Genomic DNA, 25253 nt, shown 5'->3' with positions numbered 1-25253 from the left:
CTTCACCGCACCCGCGCGGCGGCGCAACAAAAAGGGGCCGACACCAAACGGTGCCGGCCCCGGAGGTGCCAAGTGGTCTGCCGGTCTACATGCGGATAAAGCGTCGCACGGATTGGCAGTCTCCCTGCTGTATCCGCAGGAAGTACGGGCCATTGGGCAGTTCACGTACCGAAAGATCGGTTCGGAGGTAGCGGTCGTCCTTGGCCTGCCGTACCTGCTTGACGGTGCGGCCCATCATGTCGGTGACGGTGATATTCACCTCGCCCACGTAGCCGTCATTGAGCTCGAGGGTGAGTTGATCTGCGGTGGGATTGGGGAACACGGCGATCTCCTCGGTGACAAAGAGGGCGTCGTCGTAGATCTCCGCCTGCTGCTGCATGCTGGCCAGGTCCTGTGACTTGCTCAGTTCGCAGTTGCCGGCCGGTGCGCCGAGTCCGGTGGGAGCCATGTCGTGCGGGCTCAGGGCTACCTTGTCCAGTTTGGTGCCGGGTTCGCGGGGGGCAACGACGATCGTGTGCTTACCCGGATCGAGATCGAAGGATACGGCCTCTCCGTCGTCGTTGACCTTGCGCCACTCGAAGCCACTGGTCATCAGTTGGGTGCCGTCGGTTTCCTTCCACATCTTGATCCAGTCGCCGCCGTCGACCCGCACCCAGAAGGAGTTGCGGCCCGGGTCCGGCGTGCTGAGGCGGAGGAAGAGGTAGTAGGTAGCCGGGTCAGTGATGTTCACGTTGTAGCTCAGGAGGTACTCCGAAGTGCTGGCCGGGGGGGCATCGGTACACCGGCACCCCGTGAAGGCAATGAACATCCCTTCGCTGGCGTCGGCGTCCTGGTACAGCCGCCACAGCTTGCTGCGCTGGGCGCATTCGGCCTCGAAGAAGAAGGGCGGTGGTGGTGCGGTCACGTTATCGCAGGCATCCCCCTCGCCGTCGCCGTCGTAGTCTTCCTGTCCGGGGTTAGGCATATCGACGCAGTTGTCGGCACCGTCCAGAATACCGTCGCCGTCGGAATCTGCCAGCGGATCGAGTACCCGTAGGCTGACGACGTCGAAAGCCGTGGCTCCGTCATCGTCGGTGACCGTAAGGGTGACGTCATACATCCCGGGGGAAAGGTTCAGCGTAAGGTCCGGGCCCGTGGCTGAGCCACCGTTCCAGGTCCAGTCGTAGGTTACAACGGTGCCGTCCGGGTCGTAGCTGCCGCCGCCCCCGAGGGTAACGGCCAGCGGAGCGACACCCGTGTAGGTGGAGGCGCTGATGGAGGCTACCGGTGCCTGGTTGACGGGGGCCGTGCAATTGGTGGCCGGGTCACCGAATCCGGTAGGCATGCCGCCGGTCTTGTCGATATGGATCTTGTCCAGCCAGGTGCCGCCCTCCCGGAAAGCAAAATCCACGGTGTTCAGTCCCTCGTTGAGGCTGAGGGTTTGGGGGTAGGTGACCCAGGTAAAGTCCTGGCCGCACTTGATGTTGTTCCACTTAAACCAGCTGCCGTTATTGACCCGTACCCAGTAGGAATCGCGGTCGGCCCGGGGAGCGAAGAGCCGGACCATCATGGTGTAGGTACCACTTTCGGCCTGGTCGACCGTGAAGCGCACCCGGGTATCGGGGACATCAGCGGGCGGTACCGAGGTGGACCGCATGTCCGGGGCGAAGACGTAGGATTGGTTGGAAGCACCGTTATCGCTTGCGCTGCGCCAGTCGGCTCCGACCATAGCACACTCGGCTTCCAGCCAGAAGGATGACATAAGCGGTCCGCCGGTGCCGCCGCCGGTCACTTCGATCTGGAAGATCTGTCGTGGTATACCGGGCACGTTCTGGTGGTGGTTGATATCGTGGGCTTCCACGGTGAGGTCATAAGTGCCTATGTCTCCCGTTGCGGGGGTGCCACTGAGCGTGGCGGTACCGTCACCGTTGTCGGTCAGCGTGAGCCAACCGGGCAGGTTCAGTCCGATGATCTCCAGCATGTCACCGAAGGGAATGTCCGGGTCCTCGGCGGTAATGGCGTAGGTATATGGCTGGCCGACCGTGGCCATGGTCACGGGGGTGCTGGTAAAGGTCGGGGTCGTGTTGACCAGGATGGACACCTCATGGGTGGTCGTCTCCGTATAGCTGTCCTCGGCGGTAAAGATCACGTGCTGGTGTCCCCACTGGGCCGGCGTGGGCGTCCAGGAAAAGAGCGTAGCGGTGGGGTTGGATGGCGGAGTCGGCAAGGCGGGGGTAAAGGTGGCGCCGAGGGCGATAAAGTCCACGCCCGACATCTTGTGTTTGGCCTGGGTGATGGATACCGGGTCGCTGGGGTCGAGGTCCGAGGCTTGTACGGTGAATTGCAGGGTTTCGCCGGGGGCCACGACGTTGTGGTCGCTGGTGGCGGGGGTGGGCGGTACGTCGAAGGTGGGACGTTGGCTGACCAGGATGGAAACGTTGGTGATGGTCTGGGTACCCCCGTCATCGGTAGCGGTGATGGTGATCACGCTGCTGCCAATGTCGGTCACCGTGGGAGTCCAGTTAAAGTCTGCGATCACGGGATTGCCCTGGCTGGGCAGTTCGGGTGTGAAGGAGCTTCCGGGAGGCGCACCGACCGCGTTAAGGGTTACGTTGCTGCCGGGATCGATATCGGTGGCCCGGACGGTGAAGTTTATTGGCTGGCCGGGCCGCACGTCGAAGATGCTGCTGTCGGGCGGCGTTACGGTGTAATCGAACTGGGGGGGTGTCGACGAATCGACGATGCGGACCAGGAAGTCGACCATGGACTTTGACTTGGGGTTGCCGTTCTGGTCCAGGTCTTCCACGACAACGATGGCCGTAAACAGGTTGCCAATCGCTGCGCCGCTGGTATTGAGGGTGACCTGGCCCCCGGCGGAGACCGTTTGCCGGGATAGGTTGCCGGAGCGGTACTCGCGTGACGTGGGGGAACGAAAACGCAGGTTATCGTTGTCCGGATCGACGGCGCGTACGAGGAAACTGCTATTAGCTCCCGCTACGAGGTTAACGATGGGGGGGACGTTGATCGTCGGCGAGTCGTTGCCGAAGTTATTGCCGGAGAGGTCGACGTTGGTTTCCACGTACCAGTCGCCCTCCGGGGCGTTGGAGATGCCGCCGATCCGGCAGCAGGCTGAGAAGAAGGCGGTAAACTCTGCCGCAGACGGATAGGTGTGGACAATGGTGGTTTCGCCGAAAAACCAGCCCTCGACGGGGTTAACGGCGGTGACGGTGAGCCGGAAATCCTGGTTGGTACCGTCTCCAAAGCGGAGGTTGTCCACGAAGGTCGGGGTTTGGCTGCCTAACGCCGGCGTCCCGGTGATTCCGAAGGGGCCGTAGGCGGTTCGCCACGACTGCTTGATCTTGAACTCCACCGTTGTACCGCCCAGGTGCCGCCAGCTGATGGAGCCGAAGCGGAAGTGGGTAGCCTGGAGGGCGGAAGATGCGAAAAGCAGGAACAGGAAAGCGAGAGAGAACAGTGCCAGGGGACTGCGGGTGGCCGGTCCTGATCGGGCCAGCCGGGGTGAAAAAGAGTAAGGAATGTGCGACATGGTCTTGTGTTGTGAAGTGTCTAAATGGCCGGTAGTTCCGCGGCGGTGTCAGGACTTAATACCGGCTCAGCCATATTTGTAACCTCCGCCGTTCGGCAAACTATTCTTCACTGGAGACCTCTATTCCCCCTATTTATGGTGATTTTTATCTCAAATCAGACTATTTGCTGGTTTTGGACGTTTGGTCCCGAGCTTTCCCGCTAGGGTTGGTATATGGTCGGAAAGGCGGGCTAGCGGGCGAAATCAGGTCCGCTCCGGGTTACCTCTCCCTAAAGGTGACGGGTTGCTAGCGGCAGAAAACGGGGGGTTGCAAACCAACTGGTGCCCTTCACCGTATATGTACTTCCCCCGGACAACTCAACCACGGGCCCGCACGTTAGTGTAAAATATGCGCTACCTTTGGTGACGCTTTCAATTACCCGAAGATGAATACCACGCTGCTTTTCCTCAATGCCATTGGCCCGGAGATGATCCTGGTCTTCTTTGCTATTCTGCTGCTGTTCGGCGGCAAGAAAATACCCGAACTGATGCGTGGCATCGGGAAGGGAATCCGTGAATTCAACACCGCGAAGGGGTCCCTCGAAAAGGAGCTCCAGGACGGTATGAAGGAAGAAGAACAGCGCGAAAAGGACGCCCGCGAGCTGCGTGAGCTGCGCGAACGCGAAGCCCGTCGCCAGCGCGAAGAGTCCTTCATCACCCGCAACAACGACTAACCGCCACCTGCGGCACCCGCCGGTGACAAAGCCCCTCCGCCCCCGGCGGAGGGGCTTTGTGTTTAGGGGTCAGTGCAGCAGACGCATGCCCGCCCGGTCCACGGCATCGTTCATCAACAGGGAATTAGTGAGCAGTACGATACCCTGTTGCCGCTCCACGTCCAGCGCCACGAACGCCCGGTAGCCACCTACCGCCCCGTTGTGCCAGTAGATCACGCGCTCGGGGGCCTGCTGCAGGATCTGCCAGCCCAGCCCCACGGACTGCCGGTCGTCCACTACGAAGTGCGCTTCCCGGGTCAGCGCGAGAGCCGTCCGGGTGGTATCGAGCTGGGCCCGCAGGAATCGCGCCATGTCACGGGGGGTAGACACTAGCGCGCCGGCCCCGCCCATGGCGTCGGTAAAGTGCCAGTAGGGAGCGGGCTGATCTTCCGGTCCCACCCCGACCACCAGCTCAGCCCGGTTGCTGTCCGGTCCGTAGGACGTAGCCGTCATTCCGAGCGGGTCGAGCACACGGTCGCGCAGCGTAGCGGCATAGCCCGCCGTGGCTATCCGGTGAGAAAGCGTATAGCCCAGCAGGCCGAAGCCCAGGTTTGAGTAGCTGCTTTGTCCGTCCGTGCTGAGTGTCAACTTCTCACGGAGGTAGGTTTCCAGGTCGGCGGCCGTATAGGTGGCGTAGGGATCTGTAGGCGAGAGAAACAGGCCCGCCATATTGGATGGCAGACGCGGCAGTCCGCTGGTATGGGTGGCCAACTGACGGTAGGTAATTATAGTACTGTCCGCGAAGGGGAAGGGGTAGGCGTCATTGACCGCATCATCGAGCGATAGCTCACCGGCGTCGACCAGGGTAGCCAGCAGGGTAGCGGTAAAAACCTTGGTCACGGACCCGATACCGAAGGCACGATCGGCATTGTCGACGCTGATGAGGCGACCTTCCCCGCGCCGGACGCCGTAATAGATCGTCGTGTCGCCGTCGATGCGTGCTACGGCGGCCTCTCCGCCGGCGGGGAAATTCCGCAGGAGCTCGTAGAGTACGGCGCGGTCCGCTACCGTAAGCTGCTGGGGATCCTGTGCATCGACCAGGGTATCGCCTTGCGCGGGTAGCGCCAGCCATCCGAAGAGGACAGATAGAAGCAGTGGGTAGCGGTACGCCATGGGAGTTATTTTACACCAAATTACGGAGAGCAGGGCCGTATCGCACATCCGATGTGCGGCATGCGCCGCCTGCCGTACCTTCGCGCCCCATTCCGCAACCATTACGCATGCAACTCACCGACCAGGAAAAAACCCGTCGCGAAAATCTCACCAAGCTTCGTGAACTGGGCATTGAGCCCTTCCCCGCCGCCCTCTTCCCCGTCAGCCACCTGGCTACCGATATCTTGTCCGGTGTCGAGACGGATGCTGAGGGCAACGTCACTAACTTCAAAGAGGTGACCCTGGCCGGTCGCATCATGTCGCAGCGCATCATGGGCAAGGCTGCTTTTGCTAACCTGCAGGACAGCAGCGGGCGTATTCAGCTGTACGTGAGCCGCGACGACATTGCCCCGGGGGAGGATAAGACGATGTACAATACCGTCTTCAAGAAACTTCTCGACCTGGGCGACTTCATCGGCGTCAAGGGTTTCGTCTTCAAGACCAAGACCGGGGAGACCAGCGTGCATGTCAAGGAGCTGACGTTCCTGGGCAAATCGCTGCGTCCGTTGCCCACCCCGAAGCGCGACGATGAGGGGCACGTCTACGATGAATTCAAGGATCCGGAATTACGCCACCGGATGCGTTACGTGGACTTGACCGTCAACCCTAAAATCAAGGAAACCTTCCGTAAACGCAGTCGCCTCATCACCGCTATGCGGCAATTCCTTGATGATCTGGACCTGATGGAGGTAGAAACGCCCGTGCTGCAGCCCATCCACGGCGGTGCGGCGGCGCGCCCCTTCAAGACGCACCACAACACGCTCGACGTACCGATGTACCTGCGCATCGCCAACGAGCTTTACCTGAAGCGCCTGATCATCGGTGGTTTCGACGGAGTGTATGAGTTCGCCAAGATCTTTCGCAACGAGGGAATGGACCGGACCCACAACCCGGAATTCACCATGGTGGAATTCTACGTGGCCTATAAGGACTACAACTGGATGATGGATACTACCGAGCAATTGCTGGAGCACGCCGTAAAGGCGGTGAACGGCGATGCCTCAACGGTAGTGCGCATCGGTGAAAACGACGTGGACTTCGGGGGGCCGTACCGCCGCCTGTCCATGGCCGACGCCATCCGGGAATACACCGGAGAGAATATCGACGGCGCCGACGAGGACGAACTGCGGGCCATTGCCGGGCGGCTGCACGTACCCGTGGATAAAACCATGGGGCGCGGCAAGCTGATCGATGAGATCTTCGGTGAGACCGTGGAGGCCAAGCTGATCCAGCCCACCTTCATCACCGATTATCCGGTGGAGATGTCACCCCTTACCAAGAAGCACCGCAGCAAGGAAGGGCTCGTGGAGCGTTTCGAGCTGATCGTCAACGGCAAGGAACTGGCCAACGCCTACTCCGAGCTCAACGACCCGATCGACCAGCGGGAACGCTTCGAGGAGCAGCTCGAGCTCGGCAAGCGCGGCGACGAGGAAGCCATGGCCCTGGACGAGGACTTCCTCCGCGCCCTCGAGTACGGTATGCCCCCCACGGCCGGCATCGGCATCGGTATCGACCGGCTGGTAATGCTGCTGACGGGACAGAAGAGCATTCAGGAAGTGCTGTTCTTTCCGCAGATGAAACCGGAGAAGTGACGCTCGCTGCGCTCACTGGTAGTCGGATAGTTCGGTAGTTCTGTAGTCTTGCCGCTCGCTTCGCTCGCGCCCGTTCCGAACGCTTGCGAAAATCAGCAAGGCTCATTCTAAATACTGAGCATGACTAAGAGTCCACCAAACTACCCGACTACCGAACTAAAAGACTACAGTACTACCGAACTATGCTAGCCTACATCACCTGGGACGCCTCCCCCGAAATCTTCACGATCGGCCCGATCACCCTGCGGTGGTACGGGATGATGTTTGCGGCCGGCTTCCTGCTGGGCTTCATCATGGTGCGGCGCATGTTCCTGCGGGACGGGGCTCCGGAGGCATGGCTCGACTACTGCTTCTACTTTCTTATTGCCGGTACGGTGCTTGGTGCGCGGCTGGGACACATCCTGTTCTACCAGTGGGATTACTACAGCCAGCACCCGGGCGATATCCTGAAAGTGTGGGAGGGTGGCCTGGCCAGCCACGGCGGCGTGATCGGGGTGGTGACCGCGCTGTGGCTCTTTAGCAGATTCGTGAGCAAGAAATCGTTCTTCTGGATCAGCGATAAGGTGGCGGCCCCCATCGCGCTGGTGGGAGCAATGATCCGCTTCGGTAACCTGATGAACAGCGAGATCGTGGGCACGGCGAGCGATGCACCGTGGGCCTTCCTGTTCGTGAAGGCGGTACCGCGGGAGCTGGCCGAAGTAGCCCGGCATCCCGTGCAGATCTACGAGAGCATCAGCTACCTCTTCACCTTTGCTCTGCTGCTGGGACTGTACTGGAAGACCGACGCCCGCAAGTATCCCGGTTTCCTGACGGGACTGTGGTTCGCGCTGATCTTCGGCTTTCGCTTCGTCTGGGAGTATTTTAAGAGCGACCAGGGCGGCTTCGGGCAGGCACTCACTACGGGACAGTGGCTGAGCGTACCCTGCGTGCTGTTCGGGATTGCACTGGTGCTGTGGAGCCGGTCGCGGCCGCCGAAGGAAACGACCGTGGTCGCCGCTTGATTCAGATCTCCACGCCGCGCGCGGCAAGCTCGCGCTGCAGCTGGTCGGGGTTCTCGAACCGGATCGTGTCTAACCCCTCCTTCCGTGCGGCCTCCACGTTACGCAGGCTGTCGTCAATAAAGACGCAGCCGCCGTACCCCTGCAGGTCGTAGGTCTCATGCAGCAGACGGTAGATGGCCGGGTCCGGCTTTTGGAGTTGTACCTCCCCGGATACCATGATGGCTTCGAAGAGCTCCAGGAAGGGGAAGGTTTCCCGCGCCCACGGGAAGAGCTCGTGCGACCAGTTGGTGAGGGCCAGCAGGCGGTAGTCGCCGGAGGCCTTAAGCTTTTTTAAAAGCTCGACAGTACCCTCAATGGGGCCGGTGATGGTCTCCGTCCAGCGGTCGTAGTAGATGCGGATCTCCCGTTCGAAGTCGGGGTGCTGCTCAATCAGCTCGCGCGTACCTTCCTCGATCGTCCGGCCGGCATCCTGCTTTTCGTTCCACTCGAGGGTGGCCACGTTCTGGAGGAAGTGATCGACCTCCTCGGGGGTGTCGAAGACCTTTTCGAACAGCGCGCGCGGCTGCCAGCCTATGAGGACGTTGCCCAGGTCGAAGATGATGGTGTGGATCATGGGGAGCTTATTCGGCGGCGGCCACGGCTTCGACCAGGCCCTGGAAGATCGTGTACCCGTCACGGTTGCCGAGCAGCTCCTCGCTGGCCCGCTCGGGATGGGGCATCATGCCGAAAACGTTGCGCCCTTCGTTGCAGATGCCGGCGATGTTGCCGACCGATCCGTTGTGGTTGCTGTCGAGGTTCACCTCTCCGTAGCCGTCGCAGTAGCGGAAGAGGATCTGGTCGTTCTCGTTGAGGCGGTAGATGGTATCCTCGTCGGCGTAGTACCGGCCCTCGGCGTGAGCGATGGGAATGCGGAGTACCTGCCCCGGGGAGAGGCGGTGGTTGGTGGGGGCGTTGTCGGTTTCGGCGCGGATGAAGACGTTCTTGGCGATAAATTTCTGCTCGCGGTTGCGGAGCAATGCCCCGGGCAGTAGGTGGGCCTCGCACAGGATCTGGAAGCCGTTGCAGATGCCGAAGACGTATCCACCCCGGTTGGCGAAGTCGATGACCGACTTCATGATCGGCGAGAAGCGGGCCACGGCACCGGCACGGACGTAGTCGCCGTAGCTGAAGCCGCCGGGGACGATGATGCAGTCGTCGGTGGTCAGGTCGTCAAGGCTTTCTTCCTTGTGCCAGAGCCGCACGACCTCCCGGCCCATGACGGTACCGAGCACGTGGACCATGTCGTCGTCACAGTTGCTGCCGGGAAAGGTGATTACGCCGAATTTCATTGCTGATGCTTTAAGGGGCGAAGATAGGGCGTCGCGGCACATCCGCACATCGGATGTGCACCACATCCGATGTGCAGTGGCGTGGGCTGTTCGTAACCGCAGAAATTGGGTTGATCCCCTGATCTGATCGATTTCGGTCGACCACATCGGATGTGCATGGCGTCCAAAAGCGATTTACCACCCATTCGGACATCGGATGTGTACCACATCCGATGTGCAGCACCAGACGCTACCGGCTCACCCGCCCGCTGGCGTCTCCCTCCATCAGGTTGACCACCTCTTCCACCGTGACCAGGTTGACGTCGCCGATGATGGTGTGCTTCAGCGCGGAGGCCGCCGTAGCGAACCGCAGGGCCGTCGCCGGCTCCTCCGGCCAGGTGATGAGGCCGTAGATGAGGCCACCCATAAAACTGTCGCCCCCACCGACCCGGTCCACGATGTGGGTAAGCTGATATACCGGGGCCGCGTGGAGCTCCTCGCCGTCCCAGAGTAGCCCGCTGTACGTGTTGTGGCTGGCCGACAGGGTTTCCCGCAGGGTGGTCGCGATCCGCCTCGCTTTCGGAAACCGCTGCTGTAACTGCCTCGCTACGTCGGCAAAGTCCTCACCCTGAATATCGAAGTAGCTCGCCGCCTCGCGCGCGCCGCCCACGATCAGGTCGCAGTACTCGATCAGCTCGGGCATGACCTCGCGGGGCGACTTGCCGTACTGCCAGAGCTTCTCCCGGTGGTTGAGGTCGACGCTGATGGTGATGCCCCGCGCACTGGCCTCCCGGCAGGCTTCCCGGCAGGCGTCGGCGGCCGACTGGCTGAGGGCGGGGGTGATGCCCGTCCAGTGAAACCAGGTGACGCCGTCGAAGGCCCGGTCCCAGTCAATCTGCCCCGGCCGCAGGGTCGCCATGCCGGAGTCCTCCCGGTCGTATACCACCTTCGACCCGCGCTGCACGGCCCCCTTCTCCAGGAAGTAGATGCCGAGCCGCTTGCCACCCCGCACCACGTGCGACGTATCGATACCCGCCCCCCGCAGCGCGTAGAGGGCACAGTCGCCGATGTCATTGGCGGGCAGGCGGGTGACAAAGCGCACGTCGAGCCCGAAGTTGGCCAGCGATACCGCCACGTTGCTTTCCCCGCCGCCGTACTCCACGCGAAAATCGTGCGCCTGCCGGAAGCGCTGGTGACCGGGGGGACTGAGGCGAAGCATGATTTCTCCGAAGGTGGCTACTCTGGCGTGCGGCATGAAGGGGGCTTGGGAAGTATACAAGGTAATTTTTTCTGGCTGTCGTCCGAAACCAACGGTCCCTACCCTACATCCGAACCCGGCACCCGCCGGCCGCGCCGCCAGACCCAGGTTCCCATCAGGATTCCCGCCAGCATGAAGCCCAGCGCGATGATCTGCGCCTGCGTCAGCTGCATGCCGAGGAAGTCGTACTGGTCGTTGAGGCGCACGTACTCGATGAAGAAGCGCTCCACGCCGTTGAGAAACAGGTAAAGCGCGAAGAGCATACCCGGCCACACGGTCAGCGGCTTGCGCATCGCCCACAGGATGCCGCCGATCGCGAAGGCCATCAGCGTCTCGTAGACCGGCGTGGGGTAGTGCAGCTCGGGCAGCACGTTGCAGTAGTCGACGGTACAGCCCGCGATGGGTACGCCGCGGTTGAGCACGTTGTGGGGATAGTCGTAACCGTAAAGCCAGTCGGGCAGGAACCAGCCGTCGGGGATGGCCGCGATCGCCGTGCCCCAGTCGCCGTCGCCGCTGAGCTGGCAGCCGATGCGGCCCACGCCGTAGGCCACGATGAGGGCCGGAGCCACCGCGTCCATGATGGGCAGCGTGGGGATACGGTGGCGGCGCAGGTAGAGGTACACCGCCACGCCCCCGCCGATGAGGCCGCCGTAGATCGCCAGGCCCCCGCCGCTGAGGAGCTCGCCGATGGGATCCTGGAGGAAGCGGTCCCAGTACTCGATCACCGCAAAGAACTTGGCGCCGAGCAGTCCGCCCACGGCTGCGGCCATGGTGATGGGGCCGACCCGATCGCTGGAGTACACGTCTACCGGCTGTGGCTCGGGCAGCGCGCCCTGCTTGCGGCCGATGTTGTAGTAGTAGCCGAAGAACAGCGCCGCACCGAGCAGGCCGGTGAGGAAGTAGCCGTCGGTAGACAGCAGGACGCCCGAAGGATCGCGCTGCCAGGCGGCGAAATTGGCGATGGCGTAGGGGATCTTGTAGCCCAGGATGAAACCCAGGATACCGTTGGTGACGTAGTCGGCGGTGGTGACGGTCTGCCCGGGCACCCGCAGGGTACGCTCCGGCCGGAGCTGGCCGAGGCCCTCACGGCGCTGCATTTCCCACTTCAGCAGCCGCGCGGCCACGATGAAGGCCAGCAGCAGGAAGAGCCCGAAAGTCTTAACAATACTAAAGGCGTTGTCGCGGGCGGTGCCGAGCAGGTCGTGCAGCAGGTAGGAGAGATCCGGATACATAGCTGCAAAGCTACGCGACTATTTAGTCTGCGCCCGCAGCTGATCGACCAGATCCTGGATGGCACGGCGGTAATTGTCCTTTCCGTCGGGCCCCAGGGCAGTCAGCGACTGCTCGGCGGCCTTCAGCGCCTGGTCGTAACGGCGGCGTTTCTGCAGGAACCGGCCCAAGTTATAGTAGTCGCGCCAGCCCTCCTCGGCCAGCTCGGCGGCCCCGGCGAGGGCGTCGGCGGCGAGATCGATGATGACGGTGCGATCGATGAATTCGGAGTTCTCGAGCTGGCCGAAGAGGTTCCGCAGGCGGCGCTCGTCGCCGGCGGCCCCCTTCTTGAGGTAGCTTTTGGCGGTTTTGTACACGGCGTCGGCGTCGTGGCCCTGCAGGGCGAAGGCGAATTCACCCTCCGACTCCAGCCGCTTCGATGCGTCCTTATCGTAGCGGGCGGTACGCTCGACGAGCGATTCCATCAGGCGTTCGCTGTTGTACTCGAGGGCCTTGTCGAAGGAGGTACGCACGGCGCGGGCCACCCGCTCGTTGTAGGCCGCGCGGCCCTCGATGGCTACGATACCGTCTTCGTACTCGCGCAGCAGCTCGAAGAGCCGGCTGTCGGCTTCCGTCGTGGCTACGAAGATCAGGCGGAGGTTCGCGGGTGCGGTGAAGTCGAGGCCCGGCGTGCGCAGGTAGTCGTTGGCGATCTTCAGGTGGGGCTCGCCGCGGCGGACCAGGGCCCGGACCAGTTTGTAGGCGGCACCTTCCTGCCCGGCTTCGTAGGCGCGTTGCAGGGCGTCCACGTCGTCCACCCGTTCGAGGGCCGTGCGGCCGTCGCGCAGCAGCTGGCCGGCCTGCCGGGCACCGATCACGCGGTGGACCGGCTCGTTGTCGGGGTCGATGAACAGCAGGGTGGGAAAGGCCGGCGCGCGGTGGACTTGCCGGAAGGTTTCCGATTCGGGCTTCTCCATATCCAGTTGCAGATTAATGAAGTTGGCGTTGAAGAAGTCGCCGACCCCCTCGTCCGGGAAGACGTTGGCCGCCATCATCTTGCAGGGGCCGCACCACTCGGCGTAAGCGTCGACGAAGATGAGCTTGTCCTCGGCCGCGGCCTGGGCGAGGGCTTCCTCCCAGCTGCCCGTGAAGAAGTTGATGCCCTGGGCGGTCAGGGCGGTGGAGAAGCAGAGCAGAACGAGCAGGCGGAGCATCACGGGAAGGAGATTTTACGGTCTATCGTAAGCGTATAAGATAGGGAAGCGATGAACGGGCGCCACGGTTTAACCCCGCCTTAACGCCGTGGCGACCTTACTGCCGGTGGTCCGGGTTCTTCGGTACCGGGTCCGGGCCGAAGCCGCCCCACGGGTGGCAGCGGCCGATCCGCTTCAGGGCCAGCCAGCTTCCCTTCAGCACGCCCCACTCCGTGATCGCCCCCACGGCGTAGTGGCTGCACGTCGGCTGGTAACGGCAGCGCGCGCCCAGCATTGGCGAGATCGCGACCTGGTAGAAGCGGATGGGGAGGATGAAGAGCTTGCGCATTTCAGTACGGTGGTACGGTGGGCGGTGGTCCTGATTAACGTGCGCCGGAAAATCAAAGTTGTCCGCCGGCTACATGCTACCTACTGCCCGCTTTCTCGAACTGTAGCATCACCTGCGCATCATAGTAAGAGAGCAGCTGTTCGCCGCGGGGCATGCGGGTCTGCACCTTTAGGGGAAGGAGGAAGACCATGCTCTCCCCGTCGTAGTGTTGAATCAGGATCGGCCGGTCGCGACCGGTTTCGTTTCCGGGCAATTGGATGAAGTTACGGTCCGGAGAGATGGACCACTCCCCCTCCGTAATGAGCCGGTCCCCCGCGAAGGCGTGAAAACTGCCGTCGGCGGCGAACTCGAAATCGAGCCGGTCCAGCTCCTCCGTGGTGATGCCCCCCCGCCGCTCGAAGTCCTCGGGATAGGCATACTGAATGCGGAAGGAATCGGGTTCCGCGGTCAGGTTCCTCACCGAGATTCGGCCGCGGTTGAGCAGGTCCGCGAGCTCGGACGGGTCGTAACCGGGCGGCAGCTGGCCGGGGTATACCTGCGGCACTATGCGAACGGGCGCCGGGTCTTCGGGGGTCGCCCGGAGGTTCCGGTGGAGTTGCAGTTCCCCCGTGGCGTCGGTCGATACCAGCAAGCTTACTGGGCCTCCCGTACCGTATACGGGGTCGCGGTAGGCGGCGTACAGGCCGACGGTGCCGTCCTGCCGTACGAGGCCACCGAAGTTGTCCCGGTTTTCCTGGATCCGCCGGGCGAAGGCCGTATCCAGGGGGTGAAGCCTGGCGACCCTTCCTTCTTCTTCCTTACCTACCGGTACGGTGGTGAAGGTGAGCAGGTAGGGCTGACTGCCCAGTTCGAACCGGTAGGTTTCGTCCATTACCCGCGCGGTAAGGGGGTGGGCGCCGAGCGGGGGCGTAGGGCGGTAGGTATGCGCGTGTACCTCGCCCCCGGCGTGGATCCTGACGTCCAGCGTACTGTCCGCAGACAGCGCGTAGGTGAGGTAAACCGAATCGGGGGGGCTGCCGGCCGTGGCGGGGTAGGCGCGGTATTTTTCGCTGATGCCCGTTATGGGATGATGTAAGCGCGCAGAATCCGCTGCAAGACGCAATCGGAAGCCTTTGTAATTGCCGTCGCTCGAGTAGTAAGCCAGGGGCTTTCCCTCCGTCAGCAGCCATTCGGTCGCGTAGTTGTCGGGCGTATCCTCCTGCGGGGCGGGACCGCAGGTGCAGAAAAAGAGGGGCAAAAGCAGCAGGACTGGTTTGGTGGGGTGCATATCTCCAATATAAGCCTGCCACATCGGATGTACCGCACATCGGATGTGCACCAACGCTTCGGAACTGCCTTGTCTGGTAATCGCACATCGGATGTGGTACACATCCGATGTGCACTAGCGTTCGGTACTGCCTTGTTTGGCGGGGTCGCAGGTGCTGCGTTCGCAAGGTACCAGTCAGCGACGGGGGCACGCGCAACCGGCGTCAATCGTTGATTTTTACGTAGCGCCTGGTGCAGCTTTCCCTGCAGGAGTAGCGAATGGTCAGAGTCAGACCGGTGATTTCGTACGGATACCGGGCACCGCAACCGTTGGTAGGATCGGTTGATGTAAGTATATTAAACCATGAAGTACCATATATGCCTGGTGATCGGTGGCCTGCTATTTATCGCCCATCCTGCCAGCGGGCAAGACACCTGCCGGCTCGCCGGCAGCGACGGAAAACCGGTGCCCTACGCCCACGTGTCTTTAACCCACGGTACAGCGGGGTACGCTCACCGACGAAGCCGGCCGGTTCTCCTTATCCTGGGCGGACTTTGCGGATAGTGCCCGGATCGTGTTTTCCAGCCTGAACTACGCTCCGCTTGAATCCACCGTTGGGGAGGTCAGGGCCGGGGCCGGTTGCACCGTCACCCTGCGGCCGACTCCGTACGACTTAACGGGAGTAGAGGTACGCGCGGAAAAGATCGATTTCAACACTAAAACGCTCGGTGTTCCTCCCCCGGGCCGCTTTAGCCGAACCGGATACAACCATTCCGGTCGGGGCTCCGAGCGGGGGGTGGCCATCGCTAACGACGAACGTTGCCGGCTGCGGGACATTAACCTGTTCGTCAGCAATGTGAATATTGATTCATTCCGCGTGGAATTCAATCTGTACGCCTACGCAGGCGGCTCCGTCGGCGAGCCGCTACAGCGGGAGCGCATTTTTGCCACCATTAGGGGGGCGGATGCAAATTCATCATTCCAGGTACCGCTGGAGAAAAGGAACCTCTTCATCGACGGTCCTTTTATAGCATCCGTTATGATGCTTGACGATCATAGCGACGCAGTCATTATGCTGGAAGCCAGCCCCAAGAAGAAGTACAAGGGGTACCGCCGCCACGCGGATGGCCGGTGGCTCCGGCAGGATATCAGCCCCTCCATCTCCGTGGTCATGAAATGCCCGGAGTAGCGGCCGCACATCGGATGCGCGGGACATCCGATGTGCAAACGCGCCAGGCTAGGCGGCGGTGGAGGTCAGCAGCCGCCGCCCCAGCAGGACATCACTGAGGCAGTCTTCCGGACGGGTGCGAAAGAAGTATTCATTATAAGAACTGTAGCCCCACTCGCTGGGGTGGCCGACGAATTCCGCCCTGACGGGATTCTGGTGTACATACTCCAGGCCGTGTGCCAGCCCCCGGGAGTGAAACTTGCAGCGGGTCCGTTGCTGAAAGCGGGAGCCGGTGTGGTCGTACGCGTAGTTTCGCTTTTTCGTGAAGCCCATCAGGGTGCGGCGTACCGCTTCGCTTATTTCGGGGCTAGGCATGGCGGACAGGGGCTTGCCCGTCCGGATAATCTCCTCACGAATCGCCTGTTTCGGGGTAAGTAAAAGATGAAAGTGATTCGGCATGATGCAGTACCCAAGAATGGAGGCGACGGGCGGGAAATACTTGCGCACGCGGTCGATAAACCACATATACTCCCGGTGATCGCTGAAGAGCGTTTGCCGGTCATTGCTGCGGTTGTAGAGGTGGAAAACGGGAAATTGGTCGAGAAAACGGATCGGGATCATTATTGAATTTTGGCGCAAATTATTTACACGCAGTCCACGCAGGGTGGACTTACGTTAAATCTGCGCCCCCGCCCCGCACATCGGATGTGATTCACATCCGATGTGCGGGGCGGGGGCGCCAAATTCGTAGTATAACGCCCGTGATTCCCGGATTTTCTCGCTACCACATCCGATGTGCGGGAGCCGCCAAGCCACGAAAACCTACCATTTAAGCTGCACATCGGATGTGCGGCACATCCGATGTGCGGGCGGGCTGCTGTATCTTTCCCGCTTAGCTCCGACCTATGAACCATCTCTACCGTCTCTTCACCCTAGCTCTCTGCACCTGCGTCCCCGCCCTGCTGGCCGCGCAGGACCTCAACGAAGACTACTGGAAGGCCCTCGCGCCCCGCTCCCTGGGGCCGGCGGGCATGTCCGGCCGTATCACCGCCATCGACGTGCACCCCGAAGACGGTGACCTGATCTACGTGGGCTCCGCCTCGGGCGGCCTGTGGAAGAGCACCAACGGCGGCGTCAGCTTCACGCCGCTGTTCGACGAGCAGAAGTACCTCAGCATCGGCGCGCTGGCCGTCAGCGACGCCAACCCCAACATCATCTGGGCCGGTACCGGTGAGGGCAACCCCCGCAACTCGGCTAACTACGGCGGCGGCATCTACCGCAGCCTCGACGGCGGCGCCACCTGGGACATGATGGGCCTGGAAGCCACCCGCGCCATCCACCGCGTACTGCCGCACCCCACCAACCCCGACGTGGTCTACGCCGGTGCCCTCGGCAACATGTGGGCACCCAACGAGGAGCGCGGCGTGTACCGCACGACCGACGGCGGACAGAGCTGGGAACGGGTCCTCTACATCGACGAGGGCACCGGCATCGCCGAGCTGGTCATGGACCCCACCAACCCCGAAAAGCTGATCGCCGCCACCTGGACCTTCGACCGCGATCCCGACTTCTTCAATTCCGGCGGGCCGGGCTCGGGCATCTGGGTCAGCAACGACGGCGGCGACAGCTGGGAACGCCGCACCGCTCGCGACGGCCTGCCCAAGGGCAACCTGGGCCGCATCGGCCTGGCCATCTCCGCCAGCAACCCCGAAATCGTGTACGCCCTCGTGGAAGCCAAGGAGAACGGCCTGTACAAGAGCACCGACGGCGGCGAAACCTTCAGCCTAGTCACCACCAAAAACGTGGGCGACCGGCCCTTTTACTACGCCGAGATCTACGTAGACCCGCAGAACCCCAACCGCGTCTACCACATCGCCACCTACATCAGCATGTCGGAAGATGGCGGCCGCACCTTCAATGAGATCGCCAACTACGGCAACAACGTGCACCCCGACAACCACTCCTTCTGGGTCGACCCCCAGAACCCCGACTACCTGATCGAGGGCAACGACGGCGGCCTCAACATCAGCCGCGACGGCGGCGAAACGTGGCGCTTCGTCGCTAACCTGCCGGTGGGGCAATTCTACCACGTCAACTACGACATGAGCTACCCCTACCTGATCGGCGGCGGCATGCAGGACAACGGCAGCTGGGTAGGCCCCAGCCAGGGACTGAAGAGCGGCGGCATCACCGACGCCGACTGGCAAGAAGTGTACTTCGGCGACGGCTTCGACATGATCTTCAAGCCCGACCAGCAGGACGTGGTCTACGCCGCCAGCCAGGGCGGTGCCCTCGGACGGGTCGACCGCACGACCGGCAAGACCACCTTCATCAAGCCCGTGCATCCCGACGGCGAGTTCCTCCGCTTCAACTGGAACGCCCCGATCGCGCAATCGCCCCGCGACGCCAACACCATCTACATGGGCAGCCAGTACGTCCACAAGAGCACCAACGCCGGCCAGGGCTGGGAGATCATCAGCCCCGACCTGACCACCGACGACAGCACCAAGCAGCGGCAGGACGTCAGCGGCGGCCTCACCATCGACGCCACCCAGGCCGAAAACCACACCACCCTGCTGACGATCGTGCCGGAGTCGACCGGATTCGCGATGGGCGACAGCGTCATCTGGGTCGGCAGCGACGACGGGCGCCTAAACCTCACCCGCAACGGCGGCCGTAGCTGGACCGACCTGAGCAATCGGCTCCCCGGCGTACGCGCCGGTAGCTGGATCCCCTACATCGAGTCGTCGCCCAGCAATCCCGGCGAAGCCTTCGTAGTGGTCAACGACTACCGCCGCGGCGACACCCGTCCCATGGTCTTCCACACCACGAACTACGGCGATACCTTTACGCAGATCGTCGACGAGGACAAGGTGAGCGGCCACGCCCAGGCCATCGTCCAGGACCCGGTACAGGACAACCTGCTCTTCCTCGGTACCGACCAGGGACTGTGGTACAGCCTCGACTACGGCGACAGCTGGACCCGCTTCGACGCCGGCTTCCCGCACGTTTCCACCCGCGACCTCAAGATCCATCCCCGCGAGCACGACCTGATCATCGCCACCTTCGGGCGCGCGCTCTGGATCCTCGACGACATTCGTCCGTTCCGGGAAATGGCCCGGGAGGGAGCCGGCATTCTGCAGGACTCGTTCCACGTCTTCCAGGCACCCGACGCCTACGACTGGAATTACCGCTCCTACCAGGGTACCCGCTTCTACGCCCAGGGGCAGTTCCAGGGCGACGACCGCCGCGGCGGCGCCATGCTCACCTACTGGGTACGCCCCGGCGGCCCCAGCGAACTGGTCAACCCGGACTCCGTGGACGTGAGCCAGCTGACGCGGTTCTCGGTGATCGACCCCGAGATCAAGGAGGATATTCCCGTCCGGGAAACCGGCAGTCCCGAGCAGGCTTTCGCCAACCAGGACGACGAGATCGAATCCATCCCCGCCCCTAAGGAGAAGGTCAAGTTCCAGGTGATCGATGTGCAGACGGGCGACACCATTCGTACCTACACCGAACGTCCCCGCTGGGGCTTCAACCGGACCAGCTGGAACCTGCGCCGCGACGGCGTGGAGACGCCCAGCCGCCGCGAACGCCGCGATGATGCGGACACGCCGAACGGTATCGGCGTTACGCCGGGCACCTACCGCATCCTGATGACCTACGGCGACCATACCGACGAGACGATCGTGACGCTGCAGGCCGACCCGCGCGACCGCTACCAGGGCAGCGGCCGCTACGCCCGCCGCAACGCCATGTACGAGCAACTGGAAGCGGGGATGACCCGCGTGACCGCCGCCTGGGACCGCCTGCAGGAGGCCCGCAAAAGCCTCAAGCGGGTGGAAGAGAGTACCGCCACCGCCCCCAAGGCCGTGAAGGACTCGCTGGATACCCACCGCAAGGACCTGCTCAAGCGTATCGACGTGCTGGAGGAGATCGTCACGGAGCCCGCCGACCTGAAAGGTATCCAACGCAATCCGACGAACCTGCAGTCGGTCATGTACGGCGCCCGCAACTACATCGGTCAGATAGAGGGTGAGCCCAACCAGATGGCAGTCCTGATGCTCGAGCAGTTCGAGGAGAAGGGCAACGACTTCATCCGGCAGGTGAATGAATTCCTTTCCGGCGACCTGCGGGAGTTCCGCGATGAGGTGCAGCAGGCCAACCTTAGTCTGTTTGGCGAGTTAGACCCGGTAGAGGACTAGACGCCGGATGGAATTGCTTCCGGCCGGTAGCCCGCCTGCGGCGCGGCGAAGCAGAGTCTTGAAGTCGATACAAACCATACAGTAATGACGGACACGCAACCCCGTCCGGGTATCCTTACGCGCGCCAACGGCCGCTACCTGGGTTTCGGCTTCCTGCACTTTTTCTTCAGTTTTGTGGGCCAGACCTTCTTCATCAGCCTCTTCGTGGCGCGGATGACGGAGCGGATGGAGTGGGCCGACAACACCTTTGCCGCACTCTATTCGGGGGTCACCCTGGTGGCAGCCTTCGTATTGCCCGTCATCGGCAAGCAGGTGGATCGCCTCAAGGTGCGCTACGTCAGTACGGTTACGGCCGCCTGCCTGATCGTAGGTACCCTGCTGCTCGCCTTCTCCCAGCACATCGCGCTCATCGTGGCGGGCCTGTTCATCGTGCGGCTGGGCGGGCAGGGCGTAATGCCGCTGATCGGCTCCACGACCATCGGGCGGTTCTTCGACCGGCGGCGGGGGCGGGCGCTGGCGCTGTCCATCATCGGCATTTCGGCCGCGGAGGTCATCCTGCCGCCGGTGGCTACCTACCTTATGCTCAGCAGCGGGTACCGGGCGGTCTGGCTGATGGCGGCCTGCGCGGTAGCGGCGGTCTTCGTACCGCTCGTGTGGCTGCTGGTGCGACGCAACGACGACTTTCAGAAGGCCGAGACCGTCGCCGATGCCCAGCAGCGCCGGGACCCGGAGGCCGAAACGGCGGAATCCTGGACGCGGACGCAGGTGCTGAGGGATCGCAGGTTCCGGCTGGTGCTACCGATCGTCCTGTTTGTTCCCTTCGTTTTCACCGGACTCGTGTTCAATCAATCCGTAATCGCGGAGCAACGTGGCTATACGGCCGAAACGATGGCTTACGGGTTGAGTGCGTACGGGCTCGTGCGTGTCGTTTTTCTGCTGTTCGGGGGCGACCTGGTCGACCGCATCGGACCGGCCTATCTCCTGCGGTACGTGCTGCTTCCGGTCATCGCCGGACTACTGGTGCTGCTGACCGTTGAGGCCAGCTGGTCGGTACCGGTCTTCTTTGCCCTGATGGCGGTAAGTGGCGGCATGGATTCGGTCAATACCCCGGCACTCTGGGCCGACCGCTACGGCCCCCGCTACCTGGGCAGCATAAAGAGTACGGTACGGCTATTCGTCGTGGTGGCATCGGCCGCGGCCCCCATCCTGTTCAGCTACGGGCTCGGCTGGGGCGTGGAAACCTGGTTGTACTTCCTCATCGCGTACGGGGTCTTCTGCGTAGCGCTGGCGTTGGAGGAGTGGCGGGGAAAGTAGAGGCGGGCAGCACCGGTTACCAGTAGATCGGTCCCGTACCCAGGTACTTTTCCGCGATGGGCCGGTAGTAATCTAGCACCTCTTCCAGGTCATAGACCCGCTGGCTCTTGGTGTAGAGGTCATAGCGGTTAAAGTCCCGGATGATCTCGAGGTATTCGGTATCCCGGTCGTTTTGCAATTCCCGGTAGGCCCCGCCCGAATGCCAGGGGTAGAACGAGTGGTAGCGGATCATGATCATGGCCGCCTCCGGTAGGGTGTTGGTCTTATGATTCCGGAGTACCTGGTAGAGGTACTCATCGTGGCCCCAGGCCAGGTCTACGTTGTCTATCCCGCAACTCATTTCGTAGATACCGAGGGGAGTATTGTAGCGGTCGTCCTGCATGTCGGGATTCAGCTTGTTGAATTCGGGGTACACGCAAGAAGCGGGCAGGGCGCAACCGACCACGAAGACGTCGCCCACCATGCCCCACTGTTCGGCCTGGCTGGTCCCGTCCGCATCGCTTCCCCACAGGAACATAACCTTGCCGAGGTCGTGGATCAGTCCGGTAAGCTGCATCCAGTCGGGGCGGCCGTCGGCGCGGATGGCTTCGGCGCTCTGGATGAGGTGCTGCACGTTGGGCAGGTCCAGATCGGGGTCGCTGACGTCGATCAGGCGATTGAGGTGGCGCATCGCCTCCCAGAGGTCCAGGGGCTTGTCGAAGGTGAGGTAGTTCGCCTGCATGCGGCGCACGTAAGCAACGGTCTGGTTTTGGCGCATTTTCCGGTAATGCTCCTTCACGGCCACCGATACGTCGGGGGCGTCGTAATTTCTGAATACGCTAGCATCGGCCATGGTATGGGGGATAATGACGGGGGTGTTCGGGATATACGTTGCCACGTGGAAGATAAGCAAAAGCGATAGGACCATCCCGAGATAATCCGAATTCCATACCCGTTTACCCCCCCTCCCACTACCCGCGCGGGGTGTGCTTTTAATACACGACAGGTGAGGAGGGGGAGGTCCGTTAAAAAAGTTGAGAAATTTTTTTCCTGATTGTTACCGGTTTGTCAATCGCCGGAATGGGGTCAAAATCCAGACAGAACAAGGGTTTGGCAAAGAATTTAACTAAATGCATTTAGTTACCGCCGATCATATCTTAAAATTCGTAATGGTAAAAACTAACGGTGGTTTGGTAGGCTAGTTGCAAACGTATATATTGGTATTGACTTCAGAAAGACACTATGTTTCGTAACTAATCGATCAGCCTAAAACCAATCCTCAGTATGGTTTTACCCTCCTCTCCTAGGTAGCCCACCCCGGCTGCCCGGCCTTCGCTATACCCCACTTTAACCACTTACCGTGCGAATCCCACTCGCCGGGCCTGTGCTTTATATCCCCAACCGACGGGGCGGCACCCTGGATGCGACCCGATCGCCCGCCCGCTGACCCCGTATAAGATATCGGGACCATGCGCGGTATGCTTGGGGCGGATCTTTTAATCTTCTACTCAATAAACTTCGGTATTTGTATGAGATACTTTTTACTCCTGATCCTGGCCACCTGTACACTGCTGGATAGCGCGGCCCAGAACCGCCGGCAGGCTCCTGCCTATCCGTTGGTCGTACACGATCCGTACTTCAGTATCTGGGCAATGGACGATGATATTACCGCGTCGTCCACCGCTCACTGGACCGGTGCGCCGCACGGACTGCTGGGGCTAATCAAGGTAGACGGAATTCCCTACCGGTTTCTGGGAAAGGAGGCCGTCACCTACCGTGATGTAGTTCCCAGTTCGGAAACCGGCCGGTTCAGCGAGACGAACCCCGGCGACGGTTGGCAGGCTGCGGACTTCGACGACGGCAGTTGGCGGACGGCTACGGCCCCCTTCGGTGACGCGGGGAGAGCAAAGACTACCTGGACTACGGACGATATATGGTTTCGGAAAACCTTTGACCTGCCCGCGCGGGCCCTCGAGGAGCCCTATCTCAAACTCTCCCACGACGATGACGTAAAGGCCTATCTAAACGGGCAGCTCTTGTACGAATGCGAGGAGTGCTGGACCGATCCCGACAAATTCAAGTACTTCCGCATTCCCGAGGAGGCCCTGAAAACGCTACAAAAGCGGGGTAACGTACTGGCGGTCCACGTCAGGAACAATCGGGGAGGCCAGTGGCTGAACGCCGGTATCGTGGACCTCGTCAAACCTGCGGCCGCGCCCGAACCGGCCCGGCAGACCGCCTTGAACCTTACCGCTACCCAAACCAGCTACGACCTTACCTGTGGCGGGGTAGACCTAACCCTCACGTTCACGTCCCCGCTGTTGCTGGACGACCTGGACCTGCTCTCCCGGCCCGTATCCTACCTTTCCGTAAAGGCGTCCGCCAACGACGACCGGGACCACCGGGTGCAGGTTTGGTTCGGAGCTTCGTCGCAGATCGCGACGCACGACGCCGGGCAGGAAATGGTGGCGGAAGCGGGTGCGGCCGGGGAGTTGGGCTACCTGAAAGTCGGTACGCGGGAGCAGCCGGTACTGGAGAAGAAAGGCGACATACTGGGCATCGATTGGGGCTACCTGTACGTGGCTACGCCCAAAGCGGCCGGGGCCAAACAGCGGGTGGTATCCGGCGAACAAGTCGTGGGTAACTTCATAGTCGGGAAGCGCGGTGCTTCCGAGCGGACGGGCAAACAGCTGATGCTGACCACGGTCTTCCCGGAAGAACGGGTGCGGAAGGAAAAGGAATACCTCATTCTCCTGGGATACGACGATCGTTATTCCATCAACTTTTTCGGGGAGCAGCTGCGGCCGTGGTGGAATAAGGACGGCAACAACTCGCTGCCGGGGGAACTGGAGCAGGCGTACCGGGATTACGCTACGGTAGTAGAAAGGTGCGAGGCCTTTGACGCGCAACTTCGGCAGGACGGAGAGGCAGCCGGGGGCGCCGCCTACGCCGAACTGCTGGAGATCGGCTACCGGCAGTCGATCGCCGCCCACAAACTGGTGGAAAGCCCTGCCGGAGAACTGCTCTTCCTTTCCAAGGAAAACAACAGCAACGGCTCCATCAATACGGTGGACGTCACGTATCCTTCCGCTCCCCTCTTCCTGGCCTACAACCCCGATCTTCTGAAGGGGATGCTCAACGGCATCTTTTACTACAGCGAAAGCGGCAAGTGGAAAAAACCCTTCCCCGCCCACGACCTGGGCACCTACCCGATCGCCACGGGGCAGACCTACGGCGAGGATATGCCCATCGAGGAGGCCGGCAATATGGTAGTCCTCACCGCGGCGATCGCGAAGGCGGAAGGGAACGCCGACTACGCGGCCAAACACTGGGAAAGCCTGACGCAGTGGGCAGACTACCTCGCTGAGGAGGGGCTTGACCCGGCCAACCAGCTATCGACCGACGACTTCTCGGGGCACCTGGCCCGCAACGCCAACCTGTCGGTGAAGGCGATCGTGGGGGTAGGGGGCTACGGCTACCTGGCCGCCCAGCTCGGGAAGGATGACGTGGCCCGTACCTACACCGAACGGGCGCGGACCATGGCCCGGCAGTGGATGGAACTGGCCGACGCGGGCGACCATTACGTGCTGGCCTTTGACAACCCGGATACCTGGAGCCAGAAGTACAACCTTGTATGGGACAAGCTCATCGGCCTGGACCTGTTTCCACAACAGGTCTACGATACCGAGCTGGCCTACTACGCGACGAAGAATAATGCCTACGGACTGCCGCTGGACAACCGCTCCGACTATAGCAAGTCGGACTGGATCCTCTGGACGGCCACGCTGACCGATTCACAGGAAGACTTCAGGGAGTTTGCCGACCCCGTCTACAAGTTCGCCCTGGAGACCAAGGACCGGGTACCCATGAGCGACTGGCACTGGACCAGCAGCGGAGACCAGCGCGGCTTCAAGGCCCGTAGCGTGGTGGGGGGCTACTTCATCAAGTTAATGGCCGATAAGTGGGCATCCGCCAGGTAAGCAAGCCTAGAATTTCGTGTCG

General features: G+C 61.9%; 18 protein-coding genes. 7 read left to right on the top strand and 11 right to left on the bottom strand.

Annotation, left to right across the window (positions count from 1 at the left end):
• Window positions 1–85: 85 nt before the first annotated feature.
• Window positions 86–3526, bottom strand: a complete 3441-nt coding sequence (locus DQG19_RS21665; RefSeq protein WP_116127175.1) for a T9SS type A sorting domain-containing protein — start codon at window positions 3524–3526, stop codon at window positions 86–88.
• A 425-nt stretch (window positions 3527–3951) separates the two neighbouring features.
• Between DQG19_RS21665 and DQG19_RS15385 the strand changes: the two genes are divergently transcribed.
• Window positions 3952–4239 carry a twin-arginine translocase TatA/TatE family subunit gene (locus DQG19_RS15385; protein ID WP_116127174.1) on the top strand — a complete coding sequence of 96 codons (288 nt, stop codon included), beginning with the start codon at window positions 3952–3954 and terminating at the stop codon, window positions 4237–4239.
• Window positions 4240–4308: 69 nt separating this feature from the next.
• On the opposite strand, the gene DQG19_RS15380 is transcribed toward DQG19_RS15385, so the two are convergent.
• Window positions 4309–5391, bottom strand: a complete 1083-nt coding sequence (locus DQG19_RS15380) for a serine hydrolase domain-containing protein (protein ID WP_157974539.1) — start codon at window positions 5389–5391, stop codon at window positions 4309–4311.
• 107 nt (window positions 5392–5498) lie between these two features.
• Between DQG19_RS15380 and lysS the strand changes: the two genes are divergently transcribed.
• Together lysS and lgt are read left to right on the top strand one after the other, a co-directional pair.
• Window positions 5499–7022, top strand: a complete 1524-nt coding sequence (gene lysS / locus DQG19_RS15375) for a lysine--tRNA ligase (RefSeq protein WP_116127172.1) — start codon at window positions 5499–5501, stop codon at window positions 7020–7022.
• 182 nt (window positions 7023–7204) lie between these two features.
• Window positions 7205–8023, top strand: a complete 819-nt coding sequence (lgt, locus tag DQG19_RS15370) for a prolipoprotein diacylglyceryl transferase (protein WP_116127171.1) — start codon at window positions 7205–7207, stop codon at window positions 8021–8023.
• A gap of 1 nt (window position 8024) precedes the next feature.
• Here the strand turns inward: lgt and DQG19_RS15365 are convergent, their stop codons facing one another.
• From DQG19_RS15365 to DQG19_RS15335, 7 genes are all read right to left on the bottom strand, one after another.
• Window positions 8025–8636 (bottom strand): HAD family hydrolase, encoded by a 612-nt coding sequence (locus DQG19_RS15365; protein WP_116127170.1) that lies wholly within the window; start codon window positions 8634–8636, stop codon window positions 8025–8027.
• Window positions 8637–8643: 7 nt separating this feature from the next.
• Window positions 8644–9351: a phosphoribosylformylglycinamidine synthase subunit PurQ gene (gene purQ / locus DQG19_RS15360; RefSeq protein ID WP_116127169.1), complete on the bottom strand. Its 708-nt coding sequence runs from the start codon at window positions 9349–9351 to the stop codon at window positions 8644–8646.
• Window positions 9352–9580: 229 nt separating this feature from the next.
• A complete protein-coding gene (locus tag DQG19_RS15355) occupies window positions 9581–10585 on the bottom strand; it encodes a sugar kinase (protein WP_116127168.1) in 1005 nt (334 codons plus the stop codon).
• A gap of 62 nt (window positions 10586–10647) precedes the next feature.
• Window positions 10648–11820 (bottom strand): prolipoprotein diacylglyceryl transferase, encoded by a 1173-nt coding sequence (locus tag DQG19_RS15350; protein ID WP_116127167.1) that lies wholly within the window; start codon window positions 11818–11820, stop codon window positions 10648–10650.
• 18 nt (window positions 11821–11838) lie between these two features.
• Window positions 11839–13011 (bottom strand): thioredoxin family protein, encoded by a 1173-nt coding sequence (locus tag DQG19_RS15345; RefSeq protein ID WP_157974538.1) that lies wholly within the window; start codon window positions 13009–13011, stop codon window positions 11839–11841.
• Window positions 13012–13108: 97 nt separating this feature from the next.
• A complete protein-coding gene (gene yidD / locus DQG19_RS15340; protein ID WP_116127165.1) occupies window positions 13109–13339 on the bottom strand; it encodes a membrane protein insertion efficiency factor YidD in 231 nt (76 codons plus the stop codon).
• A gap of 76 nt (window positions 13340–13415) precedes the next feature.
• Entirely contained in the window at window positions 13416–14606 is a 1191-nt protein-coding gene (locus DQG19_RS15335; RefSeq protein ID WP_116127164.1) for a hypothetical protein, read from the bottom strand.
• A 553-nt stretch (window positions 14607–15159) separates the two neighbouring features.
• Between DQG19_RS15335 and DQG19_RS15330 the strand changes: the two genes are divergently transcribed.
• Window positions 15160–15774, top strand: coding sequence for a hypothetical protein (locus DQG19_RS15330; protein WP_116127163.1), 615 nt, complete (start codon window positions 15160–15162; stop codon window positions 15772–15774).
• Window positions 15775–15822: 48 nt separating this feature from the next.
• Here the strand turns inward: DQG19_RS15330 and DQG19_RS15325 are convergent, their stop codons facing one another.
• A complete protein-coding gene (locus DQG19_RS15325; protein WP_116127162.1) occupies window positions 15823–16374 on the bottom strand; it encodes a hypothetical protein in 552 nt (183 codons plus the stop codon).
• A 284-nt stretch (window positions 16375–16658) separates the two neighbouring features.
• On the opposite strand from DQG19_RS15325, the gene DQG19_RS15320 reads away from it, so the two are divergent.
• Both DQG19_RS15320 and DQG19_RS15315 read left to right on the top strand, forming a co-directional pair.
• Window positions 16659–19958 (top strand): WD40/YVTN/BNR-like repeat-containing protein, encoded by a 3300-nt coding sequence (locus DQG19_RS15320; RefSeq protein WP_116127161.1) that lies wholly within the window; start codon window positions 16659–16661, stop codon window positions 19956–19958.
• 84 nt (window positions 19959–20042) lie between these two features.
• Window positions 20043–21272 (top strand): MFS transporter, encoded by a 1230-nt coding sequence (locus DQG19_RS15315; protein WP_116127160.1) that lies wholly within the window; start codon window positions 20043–20045, stop codon window positions 21270–21272.
• A 16-nt stretch (window positions 21273–21288) separates the two neighbouring features.
• Here DQG19_RS15315 and DQG19_RS15310 read toward each other — a convergent pair whose 3' ends face one another.
• Window positions 21289–22104 (bottom strand): inositol oxygenase family protein, encoded by an 816-nt coding sequence (locus DQG19_RS15310; RefSeq protein WP_116127159.1) that lies wholly within the window; start codon window positions 22102–22104, stop codon window positions 21289–21291.
• A 676-nt stretch (window positions 22105–22780) separates the two neighbouring features.
• Here DQG19_RS15310 and DQG19_RS15305 point away from each other — a divergent pair.
• Window positions 22781–25231 (top strand): glutaminase family protein, encoded by a 2451-nt coding sequence (locus DQG19_RS15305; RefSeq protein WP_116127158.1) that lies wholly within the window; start codon window positions 22781–22783, stop codon window positions 25229–25231.
• The last annotated feature ends 22 nt before the right edge of the window (window positions 25232–25253 follow it).

Source organism: Lewinella sp. IMCC34183 (genome assembly GCF_003390915.1).
Lineage (GTDB): Bacteria > Bacteroidota > Bacteroidia > Chitinophagales > Saprospiraceae > Neolewinella.
The sequence above is the reverse complement of the archived record's forward strand: the minus strand, read 5'-3'. Positions and strand labels throughout refer to the sequence as shown.